This window comes from Bifidobacterium pluvialisilvae (assembly GCF_019331695.1).
Taxonomy (GTDB): Bacteria; Actinomycetota; Actinomycetes; order Actinomycetales; family Bifidobacteriaceae; genus Galliscardovia; species Galliscardovia pluvialisilvae.
Genome location: NZ_JAHBBI010000010.1, coordinates 54,243 through 79,471 on the forward strand (window position 1 = coordinate 54,243; position 25,229 = coordinate 79,471).

Sequence of the window (25,229 nt, forward strand, 5' to 3'; positions counted from 1 at the left end):
CACGCCACGATGGACGAACCGAACACCCCGGAAGGCCTGAGCGCCCCGAACACCGACACCCCGGCCGCTACGGCCACCGACACCCCGGCAGCTGCGTCCGGCACCGCACCGCGGCATCCGGCGCGCCGCCGGCACCGGCGCGTGGTGTTCCGTGGGACCGAACGATTCGACGCCGACGGGTTCCTCGACGGCGGCGAATCGTCCACCGACCCGGAGGCCCGCCGCGAACGGCTCGACAAGGCCGCCGACGACGACAGGCGCATCCTCAATGAACTTCCCCCGCATTGGGGGAAGTTCGACGCCGAGGGACGCCGCTAGCTAGCGTTCCACGGCGAGAATGGGCGAGGCCTCCTGGGCGCCCAGAACAGCCAACGCCTCATCGGGCGTCAGCGAGACCATCACCGTCCGCCGGCCATCGGCCGCGTCGGCCGACAGCAGCCCCGCGCCATCGTCGTCATCCCGCGGCGGGGTCTTCATCACCAGCACATCGTCGGCCAGGGTCCTCGCCCGTGTCTTCGACGTCGTCGCATCACCTCCCTCCCCGGTCGTCACCAGCCGTATCGTGTCGCCGGGGGTCAGCGAATCCGGCGCACTCGCCAACGCCACCTCCAACGTCGTACGCCCGTCGGAGGAGACCGGCTCGGACGACGTCATGCCGCGGATGACCGGTGCACCGGCCTCGATATCCACCCGTGCGACGTCGCCGACCACCCGCCGCACATCGCCGATCGCATGACCCATCGCATCGGAGTCCGGCACCAGCCGGACCGCCACGTCGCCGTCGCCGATCACGTCGCCGCGCGTGATGCCGCGCACCGTCACCACGACGGCACGGGTGGCCACCGTGGACATCACGCATTGCAGGGCGAACCAGACCGCGAACCCGCAGCACAACGCGATCGCCAGACGGCGCAGCGTCTCGCCGGCGCGCCGGCGACGGGATGCGCCGCTGCCCGGCTGGCTTCCTGCTGTGGTCATGAAAAAAGGCATATCCCCAGCATGAAGGATGGGGATATGCCTTGTCTATCCGAGCCGACAATGTTGATGAACGTGAATCAGCCTTGGAAAACCAACGTTGTCAACGATTGCATGAAACGCGTCAGGTGATTTAGCCAACGCGTCCCGGCATGACGGCCGAATCAGTGCTTGCCGGAATCGGTGCGGTAGAAGCCCGAGCCCTTGAACTCGATGGACGGGGCTGCGAACACCTTGCGCACCTGCTCCTCGCCGCACTTCGGGCATACGGTGATGGGGTCGTCGCTGAACGACTGCTGCTCGGTGAAATCGTAGTTGCAGTTCTTGCAACGGTAATGATACGTAGGCACAAGTTCCTCCAAAATCAAAAAATCTTACGTCGCGAGCCATGAAGCCTGTTCATATCCTAGCCGCGACTATGACAAACCATGACCATCGCAGACGACATACCCCTGCGGCGTGAGCACGCCGTCGATGCGCTGGTCGTGCGGCTCGCATGGCAGTCCGCCGTCGACCAGCTCCCATGGCCATACCACGGCGATCACCGGCACGCCCCCACGGCGCCGCGTGAGCGCCTGATCGTACCATCCCCCTCCACGGCCCAGCCGTACGCCGGTGCGGTCCGCCAGCACGGCCGCCGTCACGACCAGGTCGGCCTGGGCGATGGCGTCCGCGTCCAGCACGGCGCCGGCCGGCTCGTCGGGGCGACGGTCGCCGGCGCCGCGTAGCGCGTCGACGTCGTCCATCACGCCCCAGCCGAGGTCGCGCCCCGACCCCAGCCTCGGCACCAGCACCCGCAGCCCCCGCCGGAGCATCATGCGCAGCATCGGCGTCGTCGGCACCTCGGTGCCCATCGACACGTAGGCGGCCACCGTATGCACGCCGTCGAGGACGCCCGACCGTTCGACGACGTCGGCGAGCAGCGCGCCGGACCGACGGCGCTCGTCGTCGTCGACGGCGCGCCGGCGCCGGAACGCGGCGCGGCGCAGCGCCGTCTTGCGCGCCATGACGTCATCCGTGATGATGTCCGCGATGTCGATGGCGTCGTCCTTGTTGCCGTTGTGGTTCTTGCCGTCGACAAGGTTTCTGTCGTCGGCAAGGTTCCCGTCGTTCATGCCGTCCGTCGCCGGCGTCCGCATATGGTCCATGGTCACGGTTCTACCATCGCCGCCGTCCATGGGCCGCCCGTCGTCTCGCACGCCGTACGATGACACGCCTGTACGTCGTGGCGGGATAATGGGAGGCATGTTCCGTCTGTTCTCCAAGCATGTTCCGTCCGAGACCGGCAACGCCGACTTCCACATCCCCGCGAGGCTGCGTGCGCCCGAGGGGTTCGCCGCGCTGTCGCTCAGACCCATGACGTTGGATGACCTGGACGAGTGGAGCGAGGTCAGACGGTTCAATGACGACTGGCTGAGGCCTTGGGATTCCGGCGATCCGATGAACGGTCCGACGATCACGTTCAATGAGTGGGTGGCCAGGCAGCGTCGGGCGGAGCAGGCCGGCCGGGGCGTCATCATGCTGATGATCGTCGGCGGCCGCATCGTCGGCCAGATCTCCCTGGGAGCCATATGCTATGGCTCCATGCGCACGGGGACGATCGGCTACTGGGTCGACCGGCGTTGTGTGGGCCACGGCTATGCGCCGCTGGCGTTGGCGCTGCTCGCCGACTGGGCGCTGAGCGACGAGACCGGCCCGCGGCTGCACGGCATCGAGGTGGCGATCCTGCCCGAGAACGCGCGCTCCCGGCGTGTGGCGGAGAAGCTCGGCCTCATCCACGAGGGCGTGCGACGCGACTATATGTATGTGAACGGGCGATGGCGCGACCATGACATCTACACGCTGCTGGATTCCGACCTTCGGGGGCATGTCGTCGACCGTCTTCGCGGGAGGGGCGCAGACACGGCCCGGTGAAGGTCCTGGAACGTGTGGGGAACCCCGTTCATGCCCGCCGACGGGGTGCGATGTGCGGACTCTGTGTCGGTCTTCGACACACGCGACATGAACGAAAGTGTTTTTTCATGGGCGTACCTTATCGTAGAGGACATGGATTTGGATTCGCTCGCCAGTATTGTACTGTGGGCGATCATCGCGATACTCGTCTTCGGGCTGCAGCCGTGGAAAACCACGCGAAGCATGAAAAACGCGATGGAGCATCGTTCCGACCGATATTCTGCATCATTGCATATCATCGATATGGACGATGGCATGCAATTCGGCGATAGACACGGGAACATCGTCGGGAAAGGGGCAGCAATGCAGTCTTCCGGGCAGGCCGCCAGACTTGACGACAAGAAGATCGCGCATGTTCGCGCGCTGCGTCGTGACGCCATACGCAGGAGGCGTGTTCTGGTGCTTTCCCTCGCCGTCGTCGCCATCGTGGTGCTCGTATTGGCGCTGTCCCTGCATTTCAGCCCGCTGTTCGCGCTGATTCCCGTGGCGCTGGACGCGGCCGTGCTGGTCTTGGGGGCCAGGGCGTCGAGGCAGGCCCGCGAATGGGAGCATATGGTGGCGAAGGCCAAGAAGGCCGCCCGCGGCAACAAGGCCCGTCAGGAGGCCGCCGTGCAGCAGACCCCCGCCATGCGCGCCGCGCAGCGTCTGCGGAACGCCGAGGAGGGGACCGCAGAGAAGACCCCGTCCGCCGAGGATTCCGCCACCTATGCGATGTCGCAGCAGGAGATTCGCAGGACCATCGAACAGGCCAGGGAGGAGAAGCAGGCCGCGCTTGAGGCGCGCGAACGTCAGCGTGCGGCGGTCGAGGCCGCCAACCAGAAGGCCCGCGAGGAGGTCGTCGCACGCAAGCGCGCCGAGGCGGAGCGTCGCCGTCGCGAGGCGGCGCAGGAGCGGAAGCGTCGCGAGGCCGCCGAACGTCAGCGTGCCGAGGCCCAGGCGGCCGCCGAACGGGAGCGCCGTGCCCGTGCCGCGGCCGAGGAGCGACGTCGGCAGGAGGCCGAGGCCGCGAAGCGGCCCGCACAGCCGACGAAGCCGGAGAACTCTTCTCGGCAGCAGCCGAAGCCGTCCGCCCAGCCCGTGGCCTCCCCGACCAAACCGGCACAGCAGGCCGCGGCCAAGACCCAGCCGAAGCCCGTGCGTGAGCCGAAGCCCGCGGAGCCGGACGACTACACCACCGAGCTGACGAAGGTCTCGCCCTCGCATCCGCTGGACGCCTTCGAGCTGGCCTCCAACCAGGACCTCATCTCCTTCTCCCTGGGCTCGCCTCGTCACGGCAACGAGGTGGCGGTCTCCGAACCGCAGAGCCGCGAGATCAAGTCGACCAAGCAGGTGGCCCACGCCGAGCCGGTCAAATCCGGTTCGGAGCCCGCCCGTAAGGATTCGCAGGCCTCCGCACCGTCCCAGGGCGGGAAGGCGAAAGCCGCCGAACCGAAGCCGCAGGCGAAGGCCCGTCCGAAGGCCGGATCCTCCAAACCGGGGGACATCTGGCAGTCGGCGCTCGCCCGTTCCGTCTCGCGCAGCAAGCCGCGCGCGCAGCGTCCGGACCATCGTGACGGCGCTTCCGCGGCGGGGAACGATGCCGCGCGGAAAGACGACGCTTCGGCGAAACGCGATGCGTCCGCGAAGGACGATGCCACGGTGAAAGACGATGCCATGGAGCAGCTCATCGACGCCAAGAAGGTGGAGGAGCGCCATGCCGTGCAGCGGCGCCAGCGCCAGACCGCCCGTCGCGAGGAGAAGGTGAGCGTCCCCAAGGCGAGCGGCGAATCCCTCGGCACCGACGTCGACGCCGTTCTCGCCCGTCGCCGGGGCTGAGCGGCTTCGCTATCGGCAAACCCGATTAGCACTCGAGTTGGCAGAGTGCTAATTTCGCGCTACCATAACGAATAGCGCAAAGGGACGTTCACCCGAGTGATCGTCAGCCTCTCGGCGGCGTTCTGGCGTGGGAATTGTACCGAATGTTCTCTTATGAAAGAGGAGGCCCACAGTGTCGATCGCTATCACACCGTTGGAAGACAAGATTGTCATCAAGCAGGCCGCTGCTGAAACCCAGACCGCTTCCGGTCTGTACATTCCGGACAACGCCAAGGAGAAGCCGCAGCAGGGCGAAGTCCTGGCCGTCGGCCCGGGCCGTCGTGACGACAAGGGCGAGCGCATCCCCGTCGACGTCAAGGTCGGCGACAAGGTGCTGTACTCCAAGTACGGCGGCACCGAGGTCAACTACGGCGGCGAGGACTACCTCATCGTCTCCGCCCGCGACGTCCTCGGCATCCTGAACTGATTGCCCGAGATCGTCTGAATTCTCGTGCATGACTCCCGCCCCGTCGGCGGGAGTTTTTTATCCGCCGGTCCGGCGGCCGGTATCGTGCCGGCCCGTATCTTGCTAGTCTGGGTAGAACATCTCGTCATGATTGGGGACCTCATGAACGCTTCCGAACCGGCCGGTGCGGCGATGTCGTCCGCGTCGTCATCGGCGATGCCGCGGACGATCATCGACGCGCTTGACGCCGCCCTGTCCTGCTCGCGCGACGTCATCGAGCTCACCGTCACCGTGTTGTGCGCCGGAGGCCATCTGCTGCTTGAGGATGTGCCCGGCGTCGGGAAGACCACGTTGGCCCGTGCGCTCGGCCAATGCGTCGGCGGCGACGTGCACCGTGTGCAGTTCACCCCCGACATGATGCCGTCCGATCTCACCGGTGTGAGCATCTTCGACCAGACGACCCGACGGTTCGAATTCCATCCCGGCCCGTTGTTCGCCAACATCATCATCGCCGACGAGGTCAACCGTGCGAATCCCAAGACGCAGTCGGCCATGCTGGAGGCCATGGCCGAACGGCAGATCAGCGTGGACGGCGTCACCCATGCGCTGCCGGAGCCGTATCTGGTGTTCGCCACGCAGAACCCCATCGAACTGGAGGGCACGTATCCATTGCCGGAGGCCCAGCTCGACCGGTTCATGGCCTGCACGTCGCTCGGGTATCCCACGCGCGAGGCGGAGCGCGCGATGCTGCTCGCCGACCATGCGAACGACCCGCTCGCGGGCATCCGTCCGGTCTGCTCCACGAGGGATGTGCTCGAGGCGCAGCGTCTGGCCGGGGCCGTGTACGTGGCCGAACCGGTGGCCGACTACATCGTGGCGATCGTGCGCGCCACCCGTGACCATGCCGACGTCCGGTTCGGGGCCTCGCCGCGAGCCGGGCTCAACCTGCTGGCCATGGCCCGGGCCCGCGCCGTCATCCATCATCGCGACTACGTGACGCCCGATGACGTCAGGGCGCTGGTCGTTCCCGTGCTGTCCCACCGTCTCGTATTGCGGGCGTCCGCCGGCATGCCGTCGTCGTTCACGACCGGTGCGGCGGCGGACATCCTCGCCGAGATAACGGACCGTGTTCCCGCGCCGCGTGCCGATCATGCGTAGACGCGGCGGGAGACCCCATCGCCGGGGATTGCTCAGACCCACGGCCCGCTGCGTCGTCGTGGCCGCGCTGGCGGCGACGGCGGCGGTGCTCGGTCTCGCCGTGGACAGCACCGCGCTGATGGCCATGGCCATCGCGGGCCTGACGACGACGATGCTCTCGCTGCCGCTTGCCGTCATCCAACGACGGCTGATGGCATCGACCATATCGGGCCATGGCCTTGCCGACGCCCGACGCCGATACCGGCGACGATGCGGCGAAGGACGGCCGGCCGCCGATCGACGAGGCATGCGAACGCAGTGGCGGACATGGCTGCTGCCACGACACGCCGCCATCGTCGGGCAGTGGACGCGGCTCGACCAATACGATCGTCCGATACGACGGTTCGTGGGGGAGCGGCCGCGGTCGCGGGGGCTGTACCGTCTGGACTCCGTCGCCGCGTCATGGGTCGGCGCCTTCGGCCTGTGGAGGGTCCGCGTCGTGGCGGACGACGGCGGAGAGCTGTGCAATCTCGCCGACCCGGAATCGGCAGCCATCCATGACGCGACGGCGAAGTCGACGACGACAGGCCGCGCGGAACGGATGGACACGGCCGGCGTGCGCGCGTACGAGGCCGGCGACCCATGGCGGATGATCGCATGGCGGCAGACCGCGCACCGCGGCGAGCTCATGACCCGGGATGGCGGCCGCGACATGCCTGCCGATACGCTCATCGTCGTCGACACCTGGGCCGACGATCCGGCCGGCGACGCGTTCGACGCCTGTCTCGCCGCCGCGATGCGCCGCTGCGAGGCCACGTGGGCCGCCGGCGGACGGGCGACGGTGACGGACGGCGTCCACATCGCCGAAGACGCCCATGCCATACGGCGGTTCCTCGCCGCGGCGCAGCCCGGCGACCATGCACCCGGCCGGAATGGTAATATCGAAGACTTCGCCGACGCGCCGACCCGCGCGGTGTCCGTCGCCGAACGACTCGCCGCCATGGGACCGCGGGCCGTGGCCCTGGTGCTCACACCGGATTCGGCCGTACGTTCAGGTCCGTCCACACCGGCTGTGGACGACGGGGATAATTCTGGGGATAGCGATTTCACGACCGCTTTGCGCGGCCTGCTGCCGGAAGGGCGGAGCACCGTCCGGCGGATACGGGGCAAGGGGGCCGCGGGGGAGGAGACGCCGGGCCGGAGCGCCCCTGCCCGCACCGAGCCGGCCGCTGCCCGCCCCGCCACATCTGGGGAGGGAACGGCGTATTACCCCATTGCCGCCACGGTCATCGCCGCGCTGGCCATGCCGACCGCGCTCGCCATCGGAGTATGGCAGACGACGGCGTTGTTCTCCGCCGGTTGGTGGTCGGGCTTCGCCGCCGTCGCGTTCGCCGCGATCGGCGTGGAATCGGCGATACCCGCCCGCCGCGCCGCGGTCCGCGCCATGCGCTGCGCCGTCGTCAGTCTGGTCGTGCTGCTCGCCGGTGCGGCTACGGCCGGCGTCCGCGTGCATCGTGGCCTCGTCTCGTCGGCCGCCGCGGCGCCATCGACACCGTATCCCGCCACGCCCGGCGGTTTCCTCGACGCCGCCCGCACGATGATCGTCGACGGCGCCATATCGATCTACGAGCAATACGTGCCCGTCACCATCACCGACGACGCCGACGTACTGCTGCTGCTCGTCGTCGCCGGCACCGTCGTGGTGCTGCGTTGCCTGCTCGCCGTACGGTCCCTCTGGCCGTTCTGCGCGCTGCTGCCCCTGGTGGTCATGGCCGTCGGCTACGCATGGCTCGGCCAGGAGCCGGACCTGTGGCTGGTCGTGGCCTGCACGGGGCTCGCCGTCATCCTGCTGTGGGCCGCGCACGGCCGGCGCCTTCCCGCGCCCGTGCCATTCGTCGCCACCGTCGTGGTCATGGCGGTGACGGCCACGCTGACGCCCTCCGCCGTGGTCGTCGCGCAACGCGTCGACATCCCGCTCGGCGATTCCGGCGGACTGTTCTCCAACAGCACCATCAACCCGATGGTCGACCTCAAACGCGGCGTCAACCAGACCGCCGGCGTCACCGCCTTCACCTACACGGGCCGCCAACGCCTCTACTTCCGCCTCGCCACGCTCGACGACTTCAACGGCGACACCTGGTCGTTCTCGAAACGGCTCAGCGACGCCGGCGACTTCTACAGCGGCACCGCGGGCGGCGACGCCGATGGACGATGGCAGGGTGAGATCCAGCTGGGATACTCCGCGTTCTTCAGCAGCCGCACGCCCATCAGCCGCTATCTCGACATTCTCGGCGACGCCGCCACCGCCGAGGACATCCCCCTCACCGATGTGAGGACCACTGTGACCATTCAGGACCTGCGGTCGCGGTTCCTGCCCGTGCCCGCCGGCGGCGTCACCGCATCCGGCATGGGCAAGGGCTGGCGTCAGGGCGGCGACGCCGCCATATACTCCACCTCCGGCGGCACCGAGACCGGCATGGGATACACCGCCGAAGGCCAGTATCTCGCGCCCATCGCATCGGTGCGGGACTTCCGTCGCATCACCGCCCTGACCGCACTGGAGCGCAAGGCCGAACAGGCCCGCCAACGCCAGCTCATCACCATCCGCATCATCGACGACGAGACCGTGACCGACGCGAACGGCCGCGTCGTCGGCCAGGTCTCCCAGGCCGGCGTGCGATTCTCCGCCGCATTCATCCGGGAGCACGGCCTGGACGCGCGCAAAGCCCGCGTCCTGGTGGCGACGCCGGTGGCGGACGATTCGACGGACGGCGACGTGGGGGAGACCGTCCAGCAATACGTCATCGACACCAATCCGCCCTCGTGGATGATGCGGCAGGCCCGCGCCTATGGGACCGGCGCATACGCGGACGCCCTGCCCGACGACGAATTCGTGATGATGACCCTCTCGGGCTCCTCCGGCGGCACGGCATACGAGGACCCCTACGACTGGGGGTCGCAGGCGCCGCAAGGCTACGACGCACTGCCGTCGCGTCTGCCCGACCAGGTCATGGCCGTCGTCGGCAAGGCCGCCAGCCAGGGCGTCCCCACGCATGGGCGCGATGCCGACGAGCAGATCGCGGCCATGCGATACCTCGTGAACCACTTCACCACCGGCGGATTCTCGTATTCGCTCGACGCCCCCGACGGGTCGGGACGGAACAACCTCGACATCATCGGCGACTTCCTCGACCGCAAAACCGGCTACTGCGCCCACTACGCGTCCGCGCTGGCGGTGCTCGGCCGCGCCATGGGCGTCAAGACCCGCATGGTGCTCGGCTATTCCCCCGGCTCCGGGGAGACGTCCGGGGGGTCGATAGGCGTGTCGAGCAGCCAACTGCACAGCTGGGTCGAAGCCTACATCGACGGCCTGGGATGGGTGCCGTTCGACGTGACGCCGGCCAGCGACGACGAGACGACGGCCGCCCCGTCGTCGACCACGTCATCCGATACGACGGGCGGCGACGATGCGTCGGCCGGCGCGCGGGCATCGACATCCACCGGCTCGTCGGCCCCGGGCCACGCCTCCGGCACGGCGTCCTCCCCGGCCGACGCCGGCGGATCCTCCACGTCGGCGGGCGCGGCGGGCGACGACTCCCCGACGGACGGCGGGACCACCGCCGCCGGATCGGCGATGACCCGGTACGGCATACGGGCCGCGGAAATACTGGTGCTGATGCTGCTGGCATACGGCGGCGTGACCGCCGGCATGTGGGCGCGAAGACTCCGCCGCCGCCGGCGATACGCGCGCATCCGCGCCGGCGACGCCGACGCGCCGCGTCTGGCATGGCGCGAACTGACCGACACCGCCTGGGACCACGGCATACGATGGGCACCCGGCGCCACCGACGCCGACGTCGTCGCGGCCATCATGACCGCCCTTGATGGCGATGACGATGATGCCGACGACATCGTCGACATACGTCGGTGCATCGCCGACGTTGCCGACCAGGCCGTACGGCTCACGTTCTCGAAGCCGGTCACGGACGAATCGTCCGACGGAGCGGGGGAACGATCCGACGCCGGCGAGTCGCTCGTCGCCGATCTCGAACGCATCCGTCAAACGTTCCATGCCATGTGTCGTAAGCGATACGGGGGAGCGGCAGGCGTTGCGCGCCGCGCCGCCATGACGCTGCTTCCCCCATCCCTGCCGCATCGTAGGCCATAATGGGAACAGCCGCCGATTCAAAGGAGAAGCCATGATCATCGGCATCATCATCGCAGTCATCGTCGTCGTGCTGGTCGTCTGGGCCATCGCCGCCTACAACGGACTGGTCACGCTGCGCAACCGGGTGGACAACGGATGGGCGCAGATCGACGTGCAGCTCAAACAGCGCGCCGACCTCATCCCCAACCTCGTGGAGACCGTCAAAGGCTACGCATCCCATGAATCGCAGACGCTGCAGGCCGTGACCAACGCCCGCGCCCGCGCCGCCGCGGCCACCACCACCGGCGAGCGCGCGGCCGCCGAAACACAGGTGGGCCAGGCGCTGATGAACCTCATGGCCACGGCCGAGGCATACCCGCAGCTGCAGGCCAACCAGAACTTCCTCGACCTGCAGGCGCAGCTCAAGGCGCTGGAGGACAAGATCGCCTACGCCCGGCAGTTCTACAACGACGTCGTGCTCAAATACAACACCGGCATCCAGACCGTGCCGAACAACATCATCGCCGGCATGTTCCACTTCACCCCGCGCGAGTTCTTCGCCGTGGAGGAGTCCGCACGCGCCGTCCCCCAGGTGCGGTTCTAGCCATCATGGGTGCAAGGCGTTGGGGGCGGACCGTAGCCGCCGTACTGCTGTCGGCGGCGTGCATACTTGGACTGGCGTCCTGCGGCGTGGCCGGCCAGAACGAGCCGCTCACGCTCGACTCGCTGCGCTACGACGTCGCCATCCAGCCGAACGGCGACATGCTCGTCAGCGAGACGTGGAAGGTGGCCATGGAGACGCGCGAGGACACCAGCGGCGACACCCGGCCATGGCATCAGCTCTTCCGCACGTTCAAGGACCGTCCGAACGTCTACGACGGCATCACCGACGTCAGCGTGCGGGACGCCGACCGGCACAGCTACCGGCAGACCGACCTCGCCGACCCGGAAAACGTGCCGGAGGACCAATACGAGGCGCTTGCCGGCACCTACTATCTGACGAAAACCGGCACCGACACCACGGAACTCGGCTGGAACATCCCGCCGACCGACTCCGGACGCGCCACCTATTACGTAAGCTACCGCGTGAAGAACGCCATCACGCGGCTTTCGGACGGCGGCGCCGAATTCAACTGGCAGTTCCTCGACTCCTCGAACGGCATCTACGCCCAACAGGTCAACGGCGAGATCACCATCCCCACCAGCGTGCAGAGGCAGCAGTCGCGCGCCCTCGCCAAGGACGACGTGCGCGCCTGGCTGCACTTCGAGCATTCGCCCTCCGAACTGACCATCGGCGACGACGGCGTCATACGGTTCCACGCCGAACCGATGCCCGCGCAGATGCCATTGGAGGTGCACGCCACATTCCCCGCCGCATACGTCGAGAACGCCAAGCGCAGCAGCGGCAAGACCTCAGGCGACATCGCCGCCGCCGAGCAGCGCATGGCCGACGCCTGGCAGGCGAAGGTGCAGTCACGCAACCACATGACCATCGCCCTGTGCGCGGCAAGCCTCATCCTCATGCTCGCCATGCTGGCCTGGACGGTCTGGGCGATTCGGACTTCGCGCCGTCTCGCCCGTTATCGGGGCGACATGACGTACTGGCGCGACGATCCGGGCGTCTCCCCGGCCGTGGCCGCCAAGCTCATCGCCATGGGCGGCGCCGGCAGGGGCGCCGATCGCAACGGCATGGCAGCCACCATGCTGTCTTTGGCCCACAAGAGGTGGATCGGCCTCACCATGCGGCCCGCCGGCCAGTACGGTGCGCAGGATGTGCTCATCACCCTGCGCGAGCCGGCGCGATCGCGCGCCGCCCGGCTCGCCGGCAGCGAACAGGCGCTGTATGCCGTGCTGCAACGTGCCGGGGCCGGCTACCGCCGCCCATTCACCATGAACGACCTCGAACAGGCCGGCAAGGCCGACTACGTCGCCTTCGACGGGCTCTTCGCCGGATACCGCGACCAGGTCGCCATGGAATACGGCGCCGGCCACTACACCACGACCACCCAGCGGTACACGGTCGTCCCCTGCGCCGTGACCATCGGCATCGGCATGCTGGCCATGCTCGGATTCATCGCCCTCGACTGGCCCCTGCTCGCCGGCGCCGTCATCACCACGGCGATCGTGCTGTGCGTGACGGTGATGGCGAAGGCGAAATCCGAGACGCTCACCCCCGAAGGCAATCTCGTGGCGGGCAGGCTCGAAGGCCTCAAACGCTACATGCTCGACTTCTCCGACTTCTCCAAGCGCGGCGTGCCCGACCTGGCGATGTGGGACTTCTACCTCGTCTACGCCGCCGCATTCGGCATCAGCGACCAGGTGATCCGCCAGCTCCACGCCCTCTACCCGCAGCTGCGCGACCCGGCGTTCATGGACGGCACCTGGGACTCCAGTCCGGTCGTCTACTCCACGTTCCATCATTCGATGGCCGGCGGCGCCGGTCCGGCCATGTCGCTGCCGGACCTCGGGCAGATGCTCTCCGGCAACTTCAACGACATCCAGAGCGCGGTCACCGAGCTTGCCCACCCCTCGACGTCATCGTCGGGCGGCGGCTTCGGCGGAGGCGGTTTCTCAGGCTCCTCCGGCGGCGGCGGAGGAGGCGGCATGGGCGGCCGGTGACCCGGCCGGAACAGCTACTTGCGCCTGTTGCGCTTACGAATTTCACGACGTGCGACGCGCTCGCGGGCCGCCTGCTGCACCTCGCGCTGCATGGTGAGCTTCTTCTCCAGCTTCGCCTCCGCGCGCTCCTCGGCCGCCTGCTGCGCCGCCGCCACGTTCTCGGGGTTCACCAGCCGCGACTCCACGGCCACGATCACCAGCGTCACGATCCACCCGACGCGCAGCACCCACGCCACCGGCGCGGCGCTGACGAACAGGTACAGCAGCACGCCGGCCACGGCCGACACCAGCAGCATGCCCACCAGCGTGACGATGATCACCTTGCCCACGGTCAGACGGATGTCCTCGTCCGCGCCGATGACGAACAGCAGGATGACGACCGCCACGATCCACGGCATCACATAGGCGTACATCGACACGACGGGGTCGGACGAAAACATCGCCACCACACGTTCGGCGATCACGGCGACGGCAAAGAACACGGTCATGACCCACATGGTCCTCTTATAGGCGGGAAGCACGAATATCCTCCTCGATACGGTTGCCAACAAACAAAACTATTGAAGATTCTATCTATGACAGGCTGGAACATCGTGCAATTCCAACGTTTGCCCTGTTTTGCCCCGCCTCGCGCGCCATCCGCGCCTATGGCACGCTGGAACCATGACATCAGAACTCACACACCAGGGAATCTCGTTCGACGACAAGCCGCTCGGATTCAACACGCTCTCCATCCACCTCGGCAACGGCGTCGACGCCGAAACCGGCGCCATCCGCCGACCCATCACCCTCGCCAACGCCTACGCCCTGCCCTACGACCCCTCCGACATCAACTGGTCCAGCTCCGACGTGAACCTCTACACGCGCAACGGGCATCCGAACCAGCGGTATCTCGAGGCCAAGCTCGCCAAGCTCGAGAACACCGAGGACGCGGTCGTGCTCGCCTCCGGCGTCGCCGCCCTCTCCGGCACATTCACCACGGTGCTCGACCGCGGCGACCACGCCATCTTCTCCGACACCACATACATCGCCGCATACCGCCTCCTCAACCAGATCCTGCCCGAGAAATACGGCATCGAGACCTCGATCGTCGACACCTCCGACCCGGACAACATCGCCAAGGCCATCAGGCCGAACACCAGGCTCGTCCACGTCGAGACGCCCGCCAACCCCACGCTCAAAGTCACCGACATCGAAGCCGCCGCGCACATCGCCCACGACGCCGGCGCGCTGCTGTCCGTCGACAACACGTTCAACTCGCCGTACAACGTGCGCCCCGCCGACCTCGGCGCCGACATCGTCATCGAAAGCCTGACGAAATACATCAACGGCCACGGCGACGCGCTCGGCGGCGCCATCGCCACGAGCAAGGAGATCACCGACCGGATCCGATTCACCTACCAGGTCAACTACGGCGGCATCATCTCGCCGTTCAACGCCTGGCTCATCAACCGCGGATCGGTCACGCTGCCACTGCGCATGAGGCAGCACAACGCCTCCGCGCTCGCCATCGCGAAGCATCTGGAAGGTCTGCCGCAGGTGCGGTTCGTCGCCTACCCGGGACTGGAATCGCATCCGCACCACGACGTCGCCGCACGCCAGCTCGCCCGGCCCGACGCCGGATTCGGCGGCGTGCTCGCCTTCGGCCTCGACACCGACCACGACGGCCACAACCGGTTCGTCAGCAAACTCAACGTCATCACCTCGGCCGTCTCGCTCGGCCACGACGAAAGCCTCATCGTGTTCCTCGGCGAGGACGACGAACGCCAGTACCTCTATCCGGAGGAATTCCACCGTGGGTTCTTCCGTCTCGCCGTCGGCCTCGAAGACACGGACGACCTCATCCGCGACATCGACCACGCGCTCGCCGAAGCCGGTCTGTGACGCAAGTCTCACTGTGAGATACCCCACGGAAAACACTACATCTAGTATTTGATTGCCATTGATGTGCCATATATAGTGATGTTTCGGTTTTTGAAATCCGAACCACAACAGGACGCACCATCATCCACGGAGGGGCAATGGCAATACGACACGATACGGGCGCGCCACGGCGCGACACCGGAGACGAGGCCGGCCACGTCTCCGGGTCGGCCATCGGCGCGCTCGTGTATTTCTCCTCCGTCTCCGAGAACACGGCACGGTTCGTCGCCGACTGCCGACTGCCCGAACTCGGCATCACCGTCCACCGGCTGCCGCTGCGGGCATCCGACGAGCCGCTGGCCATCCGCGAGCCATACGTGCTCATGACGCCCACCTACGGCGGCGGCAGCATCGCCAAAGCCGTGCCCATACAGGTCAAACGATTCCTCAACGACCCGGCCAACCGCGCGTACATCCGCGGCGTCATCGCCTCCGGCAACACCAACTTCGGCGAGGCATACGGCGTGGCCGGCGACGTCATCGCCGCCAAATGCCACGTCCCCTTCCTCTACCGGTTCGAACTCATGGGCACGCCGGAGGACCGCGAACGCGTACGGGACGGCCTCGTCGCGTTCTTCCGCCGCCTCAACGAGACGGCCGCATCCGACGGCATCGAAACAACGTCCGAATCCCCATCATCCCCCAACGAAAGCGAGTGACGCATGGTCGACCTCACCACAACCGCCCTGAGCCTGGACAACACGACATCCACACTGCTGTCGTACGATCCGGCCCACGACTGGCATGCCCTCAACGCCATGCTCAACCTCCCCGACGCCGACGGCCGCATCCGATTCGACAAGGAGCACGACGCCGTACGCGAATACCTCGAACGCCACGTGCGGCCCAACACCATGACCTTCGGCTCCACCGCAGAACGCCTGCGGTACCTCATCGACCACGAGTACTACAACGGCGACGTCTTCGCGCAATACACGCCCGAATTCCTCGACCGCATCCACGCGCACGCCGCCGCCAGCGGATTCACATTCGCCACCTTCCTCGGCGCGTTCAAATTCAACGCCTCATACGCGCTCAAGACCTTCGACGGCAAGCAATACCTCGAAGACTTCCCGCAGCGCGCCGTCGCCGTCGCCCTCGAACTCGCCGACGGCGACGAAAACCGCGCCCTCGAATACGCCGACGCCATCATCTCCGGACGATTCCAGCCCGCCACCCCCACCTTCCTCAACCTCGGCAAGGCGCAGCGCGGCGAAGCCGTCAGCTGCTTCCTGCTGCGCGTCGAAGACAACATGGAATCCATCGCCCGCGCCATCAACGCCGCCCTCCAACTCTCCAAACGCGGCGGCGGCGTCGCACTCAACCTCACCAACCTGCGCGAACTCGGCGCCCCCATCAAACACATCGAAAACCAGTCATCCGGCGTCGTTCCCGTCATGAAACTGCTCGAAGACAGCTTCTCCTACGCCAACCAGCTCGGCGCGCGCCAAGGCGCCGGCGCCGTCTACCTCTCCGCGCACCACCCCGACATCATGCGCTTCCTCGACACCAAACGCGAAAACGCCGACGAGAAAATCCGCATCAAATCCCTCTCCCTCGGCGTCGTCGTGCCCGACATCACCTTCCGGCTCGCCAAAGCCAAAAAACCCATGGCCCTGTTCAGCCCCTACGACGTCGAACGCGTCTACGGCAAACCCTTCGCCGACATCGCCATCACCGACCACTACGACGAAATGGTCGCCGACGAACGCATCCGCAAAACCTACATCGACGCGCGCGAATTCTTCAAAACCATCGCCGAAATCCAATTCGAATCCGGCTACCCCTACCTCATGTTCGAAGACACCGTCAACCGCGCCAACCCCATCGACGGCCGCATCGCCATGAGCAACCTCTGCTCCGAAATCCTCCAGGTACAGGAAGCCAGCACCTACAACGAGGACCTCACCTACCGGCACATCGGCCGCGACGTCTCCTGCAACCTCGGCTCCCTCAACATCGCCAAAGCCATGGACGGCGATGGCGGCGCCGACGGAGCCGGACACGTCAACCTCGGCGACACCGTCGAAACCGCCATCCGCGCACTCACCGCCGTCGCCGACCACACCACCATCGACTCCGTGCCCTCCATCCGCCGCGCCAACGACGAAGGCCACGCCATCGGACTCGGCCAAATGAACCTCCACGGATTCCTCGCCCGCGAACACATCCACTACGGATCCGACGAAGCCCTCGACTTCACCGACATCTACTTCATGACCATCGCCTACCACGCCTACCGCGCATCCCACGCAATCGCCGTCGAACGCGGCCGCGCCTTCACCGGCTTCGACCGCTCGGACTACGCCAAACCCCTCGGCGAAGGCAACCACTTCGACCAATACACCGACGGCAGCCGAACACTCGAGCCCCGCACCGCACACGTGCGCGAACTCTTCGCCTCCCGCGGCATCGCCATCCCCACGCGCGACGACTGGACCGCGCTCGCCGAAGCCATCCGCCGCGACGGTATCTACAACCAAAACCTCCAGGCCGTGCCGCCCACCGGATCCATCTCCTACATCAACAACTCCACCTCATCCATCCACCCCATCGCATCACGCATCGAAATCCGCAAGGAAGGCAAAACCGGCCGCGTCTACTACCCGGCCCCCTACATGACCAACGACAACCGCGAATACTACCGCGACGCCTATGAAATCGGCTGGAAAGCCATCATCGACACCTACGCCGCCGCCACCCCCCACATCGACCAAGGACTCTCCCTCACCCTGTTCTTCCCCGACACCGCCACTACCCGCGACATCAACAAAGCCCAGATCTACGCCTGGAGCAAAGGCATCAAAACCCTCTACTACATCCGCATCCGACAGCAGGCGCTCGAAGGGACGGAGGTCAGCGGCGCCTGCACTTACGCCTGCGTCGTGTGAAAGCCTAGGGGAAAGTCGAATGATGGAGCGTCGTCGGCGTTGCGGAAGACTCGACGTACTGTTGTACGCCTTCGTCTTCCGCGCCTTGACGCCGCACGCATCATTCGACTTTCACGGGAGGGATGTGCGGTCTTCATCCCCTGCCGCACCCATGCCGCACGCATCATTCGACTTTCACGGGGCTTGGGGCGTCGTCGGCGTTGCGGAAGACTCGACGTACTGTTGTGCGCCTTCGTCTTCCGCGCCTTGGCACTACGTGCCTCCTCGCAGCCTTGGCGGCTGCTCGCATCGGCTACGGACAGTCCACCGGACTGTCTGCTTAACGCCTCAGCGCACGCATCATTCGGCTTTCACTGGGAGACTTTGTCATCCTGAGCGGAGGGCGCAGCCCGGAGTCGAAGGATCTGGTGGCCCGCCGAGCTGACACCCACAACTCGCGTTGTGAACGCTAAAAACCGCCGATTCGGCACGAAAACCACGAGTTGTGGGTGTCCGTGCCGACGACAATCCGGAAAACAACCACAAAGGAGCACAGTATGTCCCGATTCGTCTACCGCATGATCCTGCGGCTCACCGCGCCCGAGGAATTTGCGGCGCCCGCAGCCGCCCCGACCGAAGAGGAGGCCTGACATGGCGCCGATCTCCATCCCCCGCAAGCCGCTCAAGCTCATCGACCGCGTCAGCGCCATCAACTGGAACCGGCTCGAGGACGAGAAGGACCTCGAGGTCTGGAACCGTCTCACCGGCAACTTCTGGCTTCCCGAACGCATCCCCGTCTCCAACGACATCCCCGTCTGGCGATCCATGAGCGAGGAGGAGCACACGCTCACCATGCGCGTGTTCACCGGGCTCACGCTCCTCGACACCATCCAGGGCACCGTCGGCGCCGTCTCCCTCATCCCCGACTCGCTCACCCCGCACGAGGAGGCCGTCTACACCAACATCGCGTTCATGGAGTCCGTGCATGCCAAAAGCTATTCGAGCATCTTCTCCACCCTGTGCTCCACCAAGGAGATCGACGCCGCGTTCTCATGGAGCGAGGAGAACGAGTTCCTGCAGAAGAAGGCCGAGATCGTCCTCGACTACTACGAAGGCGACAACCCGCTCAAACGCAAGGTCGCCTCCACGCTGCTCGAATCGTTCCTGTTCTACTCCGGCTTCTACCTGCCCATGTACTTCTCGGCCCACGCCAAGCTCACCAACACCGCCGACGTCATCCGCCTCATCATCCGCGACGAGGCCGTCCACGGCTACTACATCGGCTACAAGTACCAGAAGGGGCTCGCCGCCGTCTCTGTCGAGGAGTGCGAACACATGCGCCACTACACGCACACCCTGCTCGAGGAGCTGTACGAGAACGAGGCTGCCTACACCGACAGCCTCTACTCCGGCGTCGGCCTCGCCGACGACGTGCGCCGGTTCCTGAAATACAACGCCAACAAGGCATTGATGAACCTCGGCTATCCGGCCATGTTCCCCGCCGACGAGGTGAACGTGAACCCGGCCATCCTCGCCGCGCTTTCGCCGAACGCCGACGAGAACCACGACTTCTTCTCCGGCTCCGGCTCCTCCTACGTGATGGGCAAGGCCGAGGAGACCGACGATGACGACTGGGACTTCTAGCTCGCGGCCGTCGTGGACGGGCCTTCGGGAATTCGCCGGAGCGGCCTACCGTCATGCCGGCGGATGGGATACCGTTGGGTTGTGCACAATTGGGTTGTGCACAGTTGAATGAGTGCATGGTCGTCTAGGAAGGGAAACGACATGACTGGATTCGATGACGAGGCAAGACATCTGCTCGAGGCGCTCGACGCCGTGGACTACGTGGACGAGCGCGGGCACATTCATTACACGACCGCGTTCGCGCAGCACGCCGTGGAGGAGTATTACCGCGGCAAGGGCCCCAAGCGCATATTCGTGGAGGCCGGCTTTCCCGTGGAAATCATAGGATACAAGCGGATTGAGCGGGCCCTGCAGCGCTGGCGGCGCCTTCGCGACACGCCGAGTTGCGCGAGCTGAGATTCTATGGTTATATAGCCGAGTTGCCGATTTCGGAGGAATTCCTCCGGGAAGAGCAATGGCGGATTTCCCAAGCGGTCAAAGGGAGCTGACTGTAAATCAGCCGCTTCGTGCTTCAGTGGTTCGAATCCACTATCCGCCACGCCTCGATAGCTCAGTGGTAGAGCACTTCCTTGGTAAGGAAGAGGTCGCGAGTCCGATTCTCGCTCGAGGCTCTCATGGCGGGGTAGCTCAGCTGGTTAGAGCGTACGACTCATAATCGTAAGGTCAAGAGTTCGAGTCTCTTCCTCGCTACAAAAACATCGGAGTCAATCAGCATCCGGTGATGGAAACCAATACAGAGGTGAATAATGGCAAAAAGCGCCGATATCCGTCCAGGCATCACGCTGGCCTGCACCGAGTGCAAGGAGCGTAACTACATCACGACGAAGAACCGTCGTAACACTCCTGACCGTCTTGAGCTGAAGAAGTTCTGCCCGCGCTGCGGCAAGCAGACCGTCCACCGCGAGACCCGCTGAGACGTTCACATACTTTCAACCCGACCGAATTTCGGTCGGGTTTTTTTGTTATTCCGGTCGATAATCCTCGTATCCTAATTATCCCGTTATTGGTATGGTTGGCGATATGACTTCAACTCCCAGTTTTGCCGACCTGACCACGATTGGTGTCGGCGGTCCCATCGCCCGTTTCTTCGAACCCGAATCCCGCGTCGGCGTCATCGAGGCCGTGGAGGAGGCCGACGAGCGCGGCATCCCGCTGTGCGTGATCGGCGGTGGCTCCAACATGCTGGTCTCCGACGAGCCGTTCGCCGGCTACGTGGTGCGCGACGCGCGACGGTCGATCAGCGTGCCCGACGAGGTGGCGCCGGTGGAGGATGGCGAACGCATCGTGCACATCCATGCCGAGGCCGGCACGAATTGGGACGATCTGGTCGCATACTGCGTGCGTATGGGACTGGAGGGCATCGAGGGATTGTCCGGCATCCCCGGCACCGTGGGCGCGTCGGTCGTGCAGAACATTGGCGCATACGGCCAGGAGGTCGGCACGGTCGTCGAATCCGTGGAGGTCTGGGACCGCAAGGACAAGAAGACGCTTGACCTCACACCCGCCGAACTGCGCTTCGGCTACCGCACCTCGGCGTTGAAGACCAGCATGTATGCGGCTCCGGCCACGCCCGCCGCCGAATTCTTCCCCACGCCGCGCTACGTGGTGCTGTCGGTCACGTTCGCGCTGCGGCACAGCGCCACCGGCGTGGTCGGCTTCGGCCAGCTCGCCAAGGCGCTCGGCGTCGAGGTGGGCGAACGCATGGAGACCGCCGCCATCCGCGACGCCGTACTCGCCGTGCGCGCAGGCAAGGGCATGCTCGAGGATCCGAACCGCTATTACACCGAGTGGATGAAGGGTACGAAGCGAGAGGGGAACGTCGAGGCCGCCATGAAGGGCCTGTGGGACGCCCAGGGGTCGCTCGACGAGGATTACAACCGCCACAGCTGCGGCAGCTTCTTCATGAACCCGGTGCTCACGCCCAAGGACGCGAAGCGGCTGCCGGCCGACGCGCCGCGCTTCGATGCCAAGCTTCCCGACGGCACGCCTGGCGTGAAGACCTCGGCCGCGTGGCTCATCGACCATGCAGGATTCCACAAGGGGTACGCCGTGGCCGAAAACGCCCCGGCGTCGCTGTCCATGCTGCATACGCTGGCGCTGACCAACCGGGGGAGCGCCTCCGCCGCCGACGTGGCCGCCTTGGCGAAAGCGGTGCAGGACGGCGTCGAATCCGCGTATGGCATCCGGCTCGTCCCCGAGCCCGTGGCCATCGGCATCGACCTGCGCTAGAGGCCGGCCGTTAACGCCCGCGCAGCGTCCGCCCCAATCGTCACAGGCATGATATCCGTCCCGGAATGTGGACGAAATTGCGTGGAAGTCGGTGAATCCTTGGCCGATTCTTGGTGAATTCACAATTCCCGTCTAATCTCGTCAAGGAACATTTTCGGCAGGCCGCGATGGCCTACTCCGAGAGAAGGATCAATGAATCTTTTACGCACCAAGACGGTCGAGCAGACCATCGCCGAAACCGATGAGGCCGACCGTAAGCTCAAGCGCAACCTGAAGTGGTGGGACCTCGCCATCATGGGCGTGGCTGTCGCCGTCGGCGCCGGCATCTTCTCCGTCGGCGCCCAGGCGGCGGCCTATCATGCCGGCCCCGCCGTGATCATCAGCTTCATCATCGCCGGCATCGTCTGCGGCGCAGCTGTCATGTGCTATGCGGAATTCGCCTCGATGATCCCGGTCGCCGGCTCCGCCTACACGTTCACCTACACCACCGTCGGCGAGCTCGTGGCATGGATCATCGGCTGGGACCTCATCCTCGAGATGCTCATGGCCGGCTCCGTGATCTCCAAATACTGGGGCGTGTACCTCAACGACTTCTTCCGCCTCATGGGCTGGAACCTCAACACGAACATCCACATCGGCTCGTTCGCGCTCGACGTGGCGCCGATCATCATCGTCGCGTTCTTCACCACGCTGCTCGTCTTCGGCACCAGGCTCGGCGCCCGCGTCGACGGCGCCATGACCGTGCTGAAGATCGCCATCGTGTTCTTCGTCGTCATCGTCGGCTTCTTCTACATCAAGGCGTCGAACTTCACGCCGTTCATCCCGCCGAGCCAGCCGGCCGACTCCGTGCAGACGGCCTCCTCCGAGGTCACCGGCATCTGGGCGCAGCCGCTGTGGCAGTACGCCACCGGCATGACCCCGTCCATCTACGGCATCCCCGGCATCCTCTCCGGCGCCGCCCTCGTGTTCTTCGCGTTCATCGGCTTCGACGTGGTGGCCACCGCCGCCGAGGAGACCGACAATCCGAAGAAGTCCGTGCCGCTGGGCATCGGCACCGGCATGCTGCTCATCATCATCATGTACGTGGCCGTCGCCGTCGTCACCACCGGCATGGTCTCCTACAAGGACCTCGCCAAGGCGCCGAGCCCCTCGCTCGCCACCGCGTTCGAGCTCGTCGGCGCCAACTGGGCCGCCAAGATCATCAGCTTCGGCATCGTGCTGGGCCTGGCCACCGTGGTCATGGTGCTGCTGCTCGGCCTCACCCGCATCGTGTTCGCCATGAGCCGCGACGGCCTGCTGCCCCGAGGCCTGTCCAGGACCGGCGTCCACGGCACCCCGGCCAGGCTGCAGATCGTGTGCGGCATCGTCGTCGCGCTCGTCGCCGCGTTCTTCGACATCGGCGTGCTGTCCGACATGGTGAACATCGGCACGCTTTCCGCGTTCACGCTCGTCGCCATCTCCATCCCGATCATGCGCAAGAAGCGCCCCGACCTCAAGCGCTCCTTCACCATGCCCGGCAACCCGTGGGTGCCGGTGCTCATCGGTCTGGCCAACCTGTGGCTCATGCTCAACCTCACCGTGCTCACCTGGGTGCGTTTCGTCGTGTGGCTGGTCGTCGGCTTCATCATCTACTTCGCGTACGGATACCGTCACTCCCGTCTGGGACTGAACCAGCTCAAGGGCGACATCACCGAATAGCCGCCCGCGGGTCCGGCCCGTGGCCGGCTCCCCGCAAACCCCTAACCCCTTGGGGCCTTCGCGTCATCCCCCGACGCGAAGGCCCCAAGCTGTTGTGGGGGCGGCGTAGACTAAATGCGCGATATGTCGGAAAGCCGCAGGGACGAGCGGCGAGATTTGTAGGAGGAACGGAACATGCCATACGTTGTTGCCCAGCCTTGCGTGGATGTGAAGGACAAGGCCTGCGTGGACGAGTGCCCGGTGGACTGCATCTACGAGGGCCCCCGTACGCTGTACATCAACCCGAACGAGTGCGTCGACTGCGGTGCGTGCGAACCCGTGTGCCCCACCGAGGCCATCTTCTACGAGGACGACCTGCCCGACGAGTGGGCGTGGTACAAGGACGCCGCCGTGCGTTTCTTCGCCGAGGTCGGCGACCAGGGCGGCGCCTCCGGATTCGGCGCCATCGACCACGACGAGGCCCAGGTCGCGGCCCTGCCCCCGCAGAATCAGGACTGAGAGCCGCACGTGGGATTCTCGTCATTCAACACGCCGTACGACTGGTCCAGGCTGGCGGCCGCCAAACGGACCGCGGCCCGGCATCCGGACGGCATGATCGACCTGTCCATCGGTTCGCCGGTCGACCCCGTCCCCGAATCCGTCACCACGGCGCTCGCCGACGCCGCGAACGCGTCGAACGCCTACGGATACCCGGTCACGCGCGGCACCAAGGCACTGCGCGAATCCATCGTGCGATGGTTCCATGACCTGCGCGGCGTGGACCTCGACGCCATCGGCGCGGACGTCTGCCCCACGGTCGGCTCCAAGGAGGGCGTCTCGCTCATGGCGTCCCTGCTCGGCCTCGGCGAGGGCGATGTCGTCGTCCAGCCGAAGATCTCCTATCCGACGTATGAGATCGGCACCCAGCTCGCCGGCGCGACGGCGTTGAAGACCGACGTCGCCGACGTCGAATCGTGGGTGCATGTCCCGGGCGTGAGGATGGTGTGGGTCAATTCGCCGTCGAATCCCAGCGGCGAGGTGCTGACCAGGCCGTGGCTGCGCCGCATCGTGGAGGCCGCGAGGTCCATCGGCGCGGTCGTCGTGTCCGACGAATGCTATGCGCTGATGGACTGGTCGTCCGAGCCGTCGTCGATGGACGCCACGGCCTGCATCCTCGACGCCAACGTCTGCGGCGACGATGCGAGGGACGTGCTGTGCCTGTATTCGCTGAGCAAGCAGTCGAACATGGCAGGGTATCGCACGGCGCTGATCGCCGGCGACAAACGCATCGTCACCCCCATGATCGAGACGCGCAAGCAGATCGGCCAGATCATCCCCGGACCGAGCCAGGCCGCCATGAGGGCCGGCCTTGACGACGTCGACGCGGTGATCGCCCAGCGTGAACGGTATCGTTGCCGTCTTCGGGTGCTGGTCGAGGGGCTGCGCGCGGCCGGGTATGCGGCATGCATGCCCCAGGGCGCGTTGTATGTGTGGGTCAAGGCGCTGAGCGGCGACTGCTGGACGGACATCGACCGTCTCGCCAGGCTCGGCATCATCGTCAGCCCCGGCGAATTCTACGGCGACAAGGCGTATCTTCGTGTGTCGTCGACGGCCGGCGACGCCGACGTCGCCGCGGCGGCCGAACGGCTGGCCCGCAGCGTCGCCATGCTGTGACGACTCGGTCATCGTCGTCGCGATAACCGATCACAATACAAATAATGCGGCCGCACGCCAGGAAGGGCCAGTTGCGTGCGGCCGCAAGTATCGTTCCGTAAGGCAAATCACGAACGATGGG

22 protein-coding genes and 3 tRNA genes are annotated in these 25,229 nt (G+C 66.0%); 21 read left to right on the forward strand and 4 right to left on the reverse strand.

Annotated elements, in window-relative coordinates; genetic code table 11:
* Positions 1–9: 9 nt before the first annotated feature.
* A complete protein-coding gene (locus KIH77_RS10490) occupies positions 10–318 on the forward strand; it encodes a hypothetical protein (protein ID WP_236024582.1) in 309 nt (102 codons plus the stop codon).
* Here KIH77_RS10490 and KIH77_RS08485 read toward each other — a convergent pair whose 3' ends face one another.
* The 3 genes from KIH77_RS08485 to KIH77_RS08495 form a co-directional block, all read right to left on the reverse strand.
* A complete protein-coding gene (locus tag KIH77_RS08485; protein ID WP_219100935.1) occupies positions 319–978 on the reverse strand; it encodes an SAF domain-containing protein in 660 nt (219 codons plus the stop codon).
* Between the two features lie 161 nt (positions 979–1,139).
* Positions 1,140–1,325 (reverse strand): FmdB family zinc ribbon protein, encoded by a 186-nt coding sequence (locus KIH77_RS08490; protein ID WP_219100937.1) that lies wholly within the window; start codon positions 1,323–1,325, stop codon positions 1,140–1,142.
* 66 nt (positions 1,326–1,391) lie between these two features.
* Positions 1,392–2,090: a 5-formyltetrahydrofolate cyclo-ligase gene (locus tag KIH77_RS08495; protein ID WP_236024584.1), complete on the reverse strand. Its 699-nt coding sequence runs from the start codon at positions 2,088–2,090 to the stop codon at positions 1,392–1,394.
* 130 nt (positions 2,091–2,220) lie between these two features.
* Between KIH77_RS08495 and KIH77_RS08500 the strand changes: the two genes are divergently transcribed.
* The 7 genes from KIH77_RS08500 to KIH77_RS08530 all read left to right on the forward strand — a co-directional run bounded on the left by KIH77_RS08500 (position 2,221) and on the right by KIH77_RS08530 (position 13,091).
* Positions 2,221–2,889 (forward strand): GNAT family N-acetyltransferase, encoded by a 669-nt coding sequence (locus tag KIH77_RS08500; RefSeq protein WP_219100939.1) that lies wholly within the window; start codon positions 2,221–2,223, stop codon positions 2,887–2,889.
* A gap of 342 nt (positions 2,890–3,231) precedes the next feature.
* Positions 3,232–4,743, forward strand: coding sequence for a hypothetical protein (locus KIH77_RS08505; RefSeq protein WP_219100941.1), 1,512 nt, complete (start codon positions 3,232–3,234; stop codon positions 4,741–4,743).
* A gap of 172 nt (positions 4,744–4,915) precedes the next feature.
* Positions 4,916–5,209: a co-chaperone GroES gene (gene groES / locus KIH77_RS08510; RefSeq protein WP_109136942.1), complete on the forward strand. Its 294-nt coding sequence runs from the start codon at positions 4,916–4,918 to the stop codon at positions 5,207–5,209.
* Positions 5,210–5,350: 141 nt separating this feature from the next.
* On the forward strand, positions 5,351–6,346 hold the full coding sequence (locus tag KIH77_RS08515; RefSeq protein WP_236024585.1) for an AAA family ATPase: 996 nt from the start codon (positions 5,351–5,353) through the stop codon (positions 6,344–6,346).
* A gap of 28 nt (positions 6,347–6,374) precedes the next feature.
* Positions 6,375–10,493: a transglutaminaseTgpA domain-containing protein gene (locus tag KIH77_RS08520; RefSeq protein WP_219100943.1), complete on the forward strand. Its 4,119-nt coding sequence runs from the start codon at positions 6,375–6,377 to the stop codon at positions 10,491–10,493.
* A gap of 31 nt (positions 10,494–10,524) precedes the next feature.
* Complete coding sequence (locus KIH77_RS08525) at positions 10,525–11,076, forward strand: LemA family protein (protein WP_219100945.1); 552 nt, start codon at positions 10,525–10,527, stop codon at positions 11,074–11,076.
* Between the two features lie 5 nt (positions 11,077–11,081).
* A complete protein-coding gene (locus KIH77_RS08530) occupies positions 11,082–13,091 on the forward strand; it encodes a DUF2207 domain-containing protein (RefSeq protein ID WP_219100947.1) in 2,010 nt (669 codons plus the stop codon).
* Positions 13,092–13,105: 14 nt separating this feature from the next.
* Here KIH77_RS08530 and KIH77_RS08535 read toward each other — a convergent pair whose 3' ends face one another.
* Complete coding sequence (locus tag KIH77_RS08535) at positions 13,106–13,579, reverse strand: hypothetical protein (protein ID WP_219100949.1); 474 nt, start codon at positions 13,577–13,579, stop codon at positions 13,106–13,108.
* 175 nt (positions 13,580–13,754) lie between these two features.
* On the opposite strand from KIH77_RS08535, the gene KIH77_RS08540 reads away from it, so the two are divergent.
* The 13 genes from KIH77_RS08540 to dapC all read left to right on the forward strand — a co-directional run bounded on the left by KIH77_RS08540 (position 13,755) and on the right by dapC (position 25,108).
* A complete protein-coding gene (locus KIH77_RS08540; RefSeq protein ID WP_219100951.1) occupies positions 13,755–14,975 on the forward strand; it encodes a trans-sulfuration enzyme family protein in 1,221 nt (406 codons plus the stop codon).
* A 137-nt stretch (positions 14,976–15,112) separates the two neighbouring features.
* Complete coding sequence (nrdI, locus tag KIH77_RS08545; protein WP_219100953.1) at positions 15,113–15,673, forward strand: class Ib ribonucleoside-diphosphate reductase assembly flavoprotein NrdI; 561 nt, start codon at positions 15,113–15,115, stop codon at positions 15,671–15,673.
* A gap of 3 nt (positions 15,674–15,676) precedes the next feature.
* Positions 15,677–17,905 (forward strand): class 1b ribonucleoside-diphosphate reductase subunit alpha, encoded by a 2,229-nt coding sequence (gene nrdE / locus KIH77_RS08550; protein ID WP_219100955.1) that lies wholly within the window; start codon positions 15,677–15,679, stop codon positions 17,903–17,905.
* A gap of 630 nt (positions 17,906–18,535) precedes the next feature.
* Entirely contained in the window at positions 18,536–19,528 is a 993-nt protein-coding gene (nrdF, locus tag KIH77_RS08555) for a class 1b ribonucleoside-diphosphate reductase subunit beta (RefSeq protein WP_219100957.1), read from the forward strand.
* Positions 19,529–19,669: 141 nt separating this feature from the next.
* Entirely contained in the window at positions 19,670–19,924 is a 255-nt protein-coding gene (locus tag KIH77_RS08560; RefSeq protein ID WP_219100959.1) for a hypothetical protein, read from the forward strand.
* Between the two features lie 60 nt (positions 19,925–19,984).
* Positions 19,985–20,066 (forward strand) — tRNA-Tyr (locus KIH77_RS08565).
* A 1-nt stretch (position 20,067) separates the two neighbouring features.
* Positions 20,068–20,139: transfer RNA gene (locus tag KIH77_RS08570), tRNA-Thr, on the forward strand.
* 5 nt (positions 20,140–20,144) lie between these two features.
* Positions 20,145–20,218: transfer RNA gene (locus KIH77_RS08575), tRNA-Met, on the forward strand.
* A gap of 56 nt (positions 20,219–20,274) precedes the next feature.
* The gene (rpmG, locus tag KIH77_RS08580) at positions 20,275–20,442 is read left to right on the forward strand and encodes a 50S ribosomal protein L33 (protein ID WP_007053013.1); all 168 of its coding nucleotides are present in this window, start codon (positions 20,275–20,277) and stop codon (positions 20,440–20,442) included.
* 106 nt (positions 20,443–20,548) lie between these two features.
* The gene (locus KIH77_RS08585; RefSeq protein WP_236024586.1) at positions 20,549–21,757 is read left to right on the forward strand and encodes a UDP-N-acetylmuramate dehydrogenase; all 1,209 of its coding nucleotides are present in this window, start codon (positions 20,549–20,551) and stop codon (positions 21,755–21,757) included.
* A gap of 192 nt (positions 21,758–21,949) precedes the next feature.
* Entirely contained in the window at positions 21,950–23,455 is a 1,506-nt protein-coding gene (locus tag KIH77_RS08590) for an amino acid permease (protein WP_219100962.1), read from the forward strand.
* A 174-nt stretch (positions 23,456–23,629) separates the two neighbouring features.
* A complete protein-coding gene (gene fdxA, locus KIH77_RS08595; protein WP_219100964.1) occupies positions 23,630–23,953 on the forward strand; it encodes a ferredoxin in 324 nt (107 codons plus the stop codon).
* Positions 23,954–23,962: 9 nt separating this feature from the next.
* Positions 23,963–25,108, forward strand: coding sequence for a succinyldiaminopimelate transaminase (gene dapC, locus KIH77_RS08600; protein ID WP_219100966.1), 1,146 nt, complete (start codon positions 23,963–23,965; stop codon positions 25,106–25,108).
* Positions 25,109–25,229 lie beyond the last annotated feature (121 nt).

Coding starts and splice junctions, on each gene's coding strand:
- KIH77_RS08485 (WP_219100935.1), bottom strand. CDS start 978: ATGACCACAGCAGGAAGCCAGCCGGGCAGCGGCGCATCCCGTCGCCGG.
- KIH77_RS08585 (WP_236024586.1), top strand. CDS start 20,549: ATGACTTCAACTCCCAGTTTTGCCGACCTGACCACGATTGGTGTCGGC.
- nrdF (WP_219100957.1), top strand. CDS start 18,536: ATGGCGCCGATCTCCATCCCCCGCAAGCCGCTCAAGCTCATCGACCGC.
- fdxA (WP_219100964.1), top strand. CDS start 23,630: ATGCCATACGTTGTTGCCCAGCCTTGCGTGGATGTGAAGGACAAGGCC.
- nrdI (WP_219100953.1), top strand. CDS start 15,113: ATGGCAATACGACACGATACGGGCGCGCCACGGCGCGACACCGGAGAC.
- KIH77_RS08525 (WP_219100945.1), top strand. CDS start 10,525: ATGATCATCGGCATCATCATCGCAGTCATCGTCGTCGTGCTGGTCGTC.
- KIH77_RS10490 (WP_236024582.1), top strand. CDS start 10: ATGGACGAACCGAACACCCCGGAAGGCCTGAGCGCCCCGAACACCGAC.
- KIH77_RS08495 (WP_236024584.1), bottom strand. CDS start 2,090: ATGAACGACGGGAACCTTGCCGACGACAGAAACCTTGTCGACGGCAAG.
- KIH77_RS08590 (WP_219100962.1), top strand. CDS start 21,950: ATGAATCTTTTACGCACCAAGACGGTCGAGCAGACCATCGCCGAAACC.
- KIH77_RS08530 (WP_219100947.1), top strand. CDS start 11,082: ATGGGTGCAAGGCGTTGGGGGCGGACCGTAGCCGCCGTACTGCTGTCG.
- KIH77_RS08535 (WP_219100949.1), bottom strand. CDS start 13,579: ATGACCGTGTTCTTTGCCGTCGCCGTGATCGCCGAACGTGTGGTGGCG.
- KIH77_RS08515 (WP_236024585.1), top strand. CDS start 5,351: ATGAACGCTTCCGAACCGGCCGGTGCGGCGATGTCGTCCGCGTCGTCA.
- nrdE (WP_219100955.1), top strand. CDS start 15,677: ATGGTCGACCTCACCACAACCGCCCTGAGCCTGGACAACACGACATCC.
- rpmG (WP_007053013.1), top strand. CDS start 20,275: ATGGCAAAAAGCGCCGATATCCGTCCAGGCATCACGCTGGCCTGCACC.
- KIH77_RS08505 (WP_219100941.1), top strand. CDS start 3,232: ATGCAGTCTTCCGGGCAGGCCGCCAGACTTGACGACAAGAAGATCGCG.
- KIH77_RS08500 (WP_219100939.1), top strand. CDS start 2,221: ATGTTCCGTCTGTTCTCCAAGCATGTTCCGTCCGAGACCGGCAACGCC.
- KIH77_RS08560 (WP_219100959.1), top strand. CDS start 19,670: ATGACTGGATTCGATGACGAGGCAAGACATCTGCTCGAGGCGCTCGAC.
- KIH77_RS08540 (WP_219100951.1), top strand. CDS start 13,755: ATGACATCAGAACTCACACACCAGGGAATCTCGTTCGACGACAAGCCG.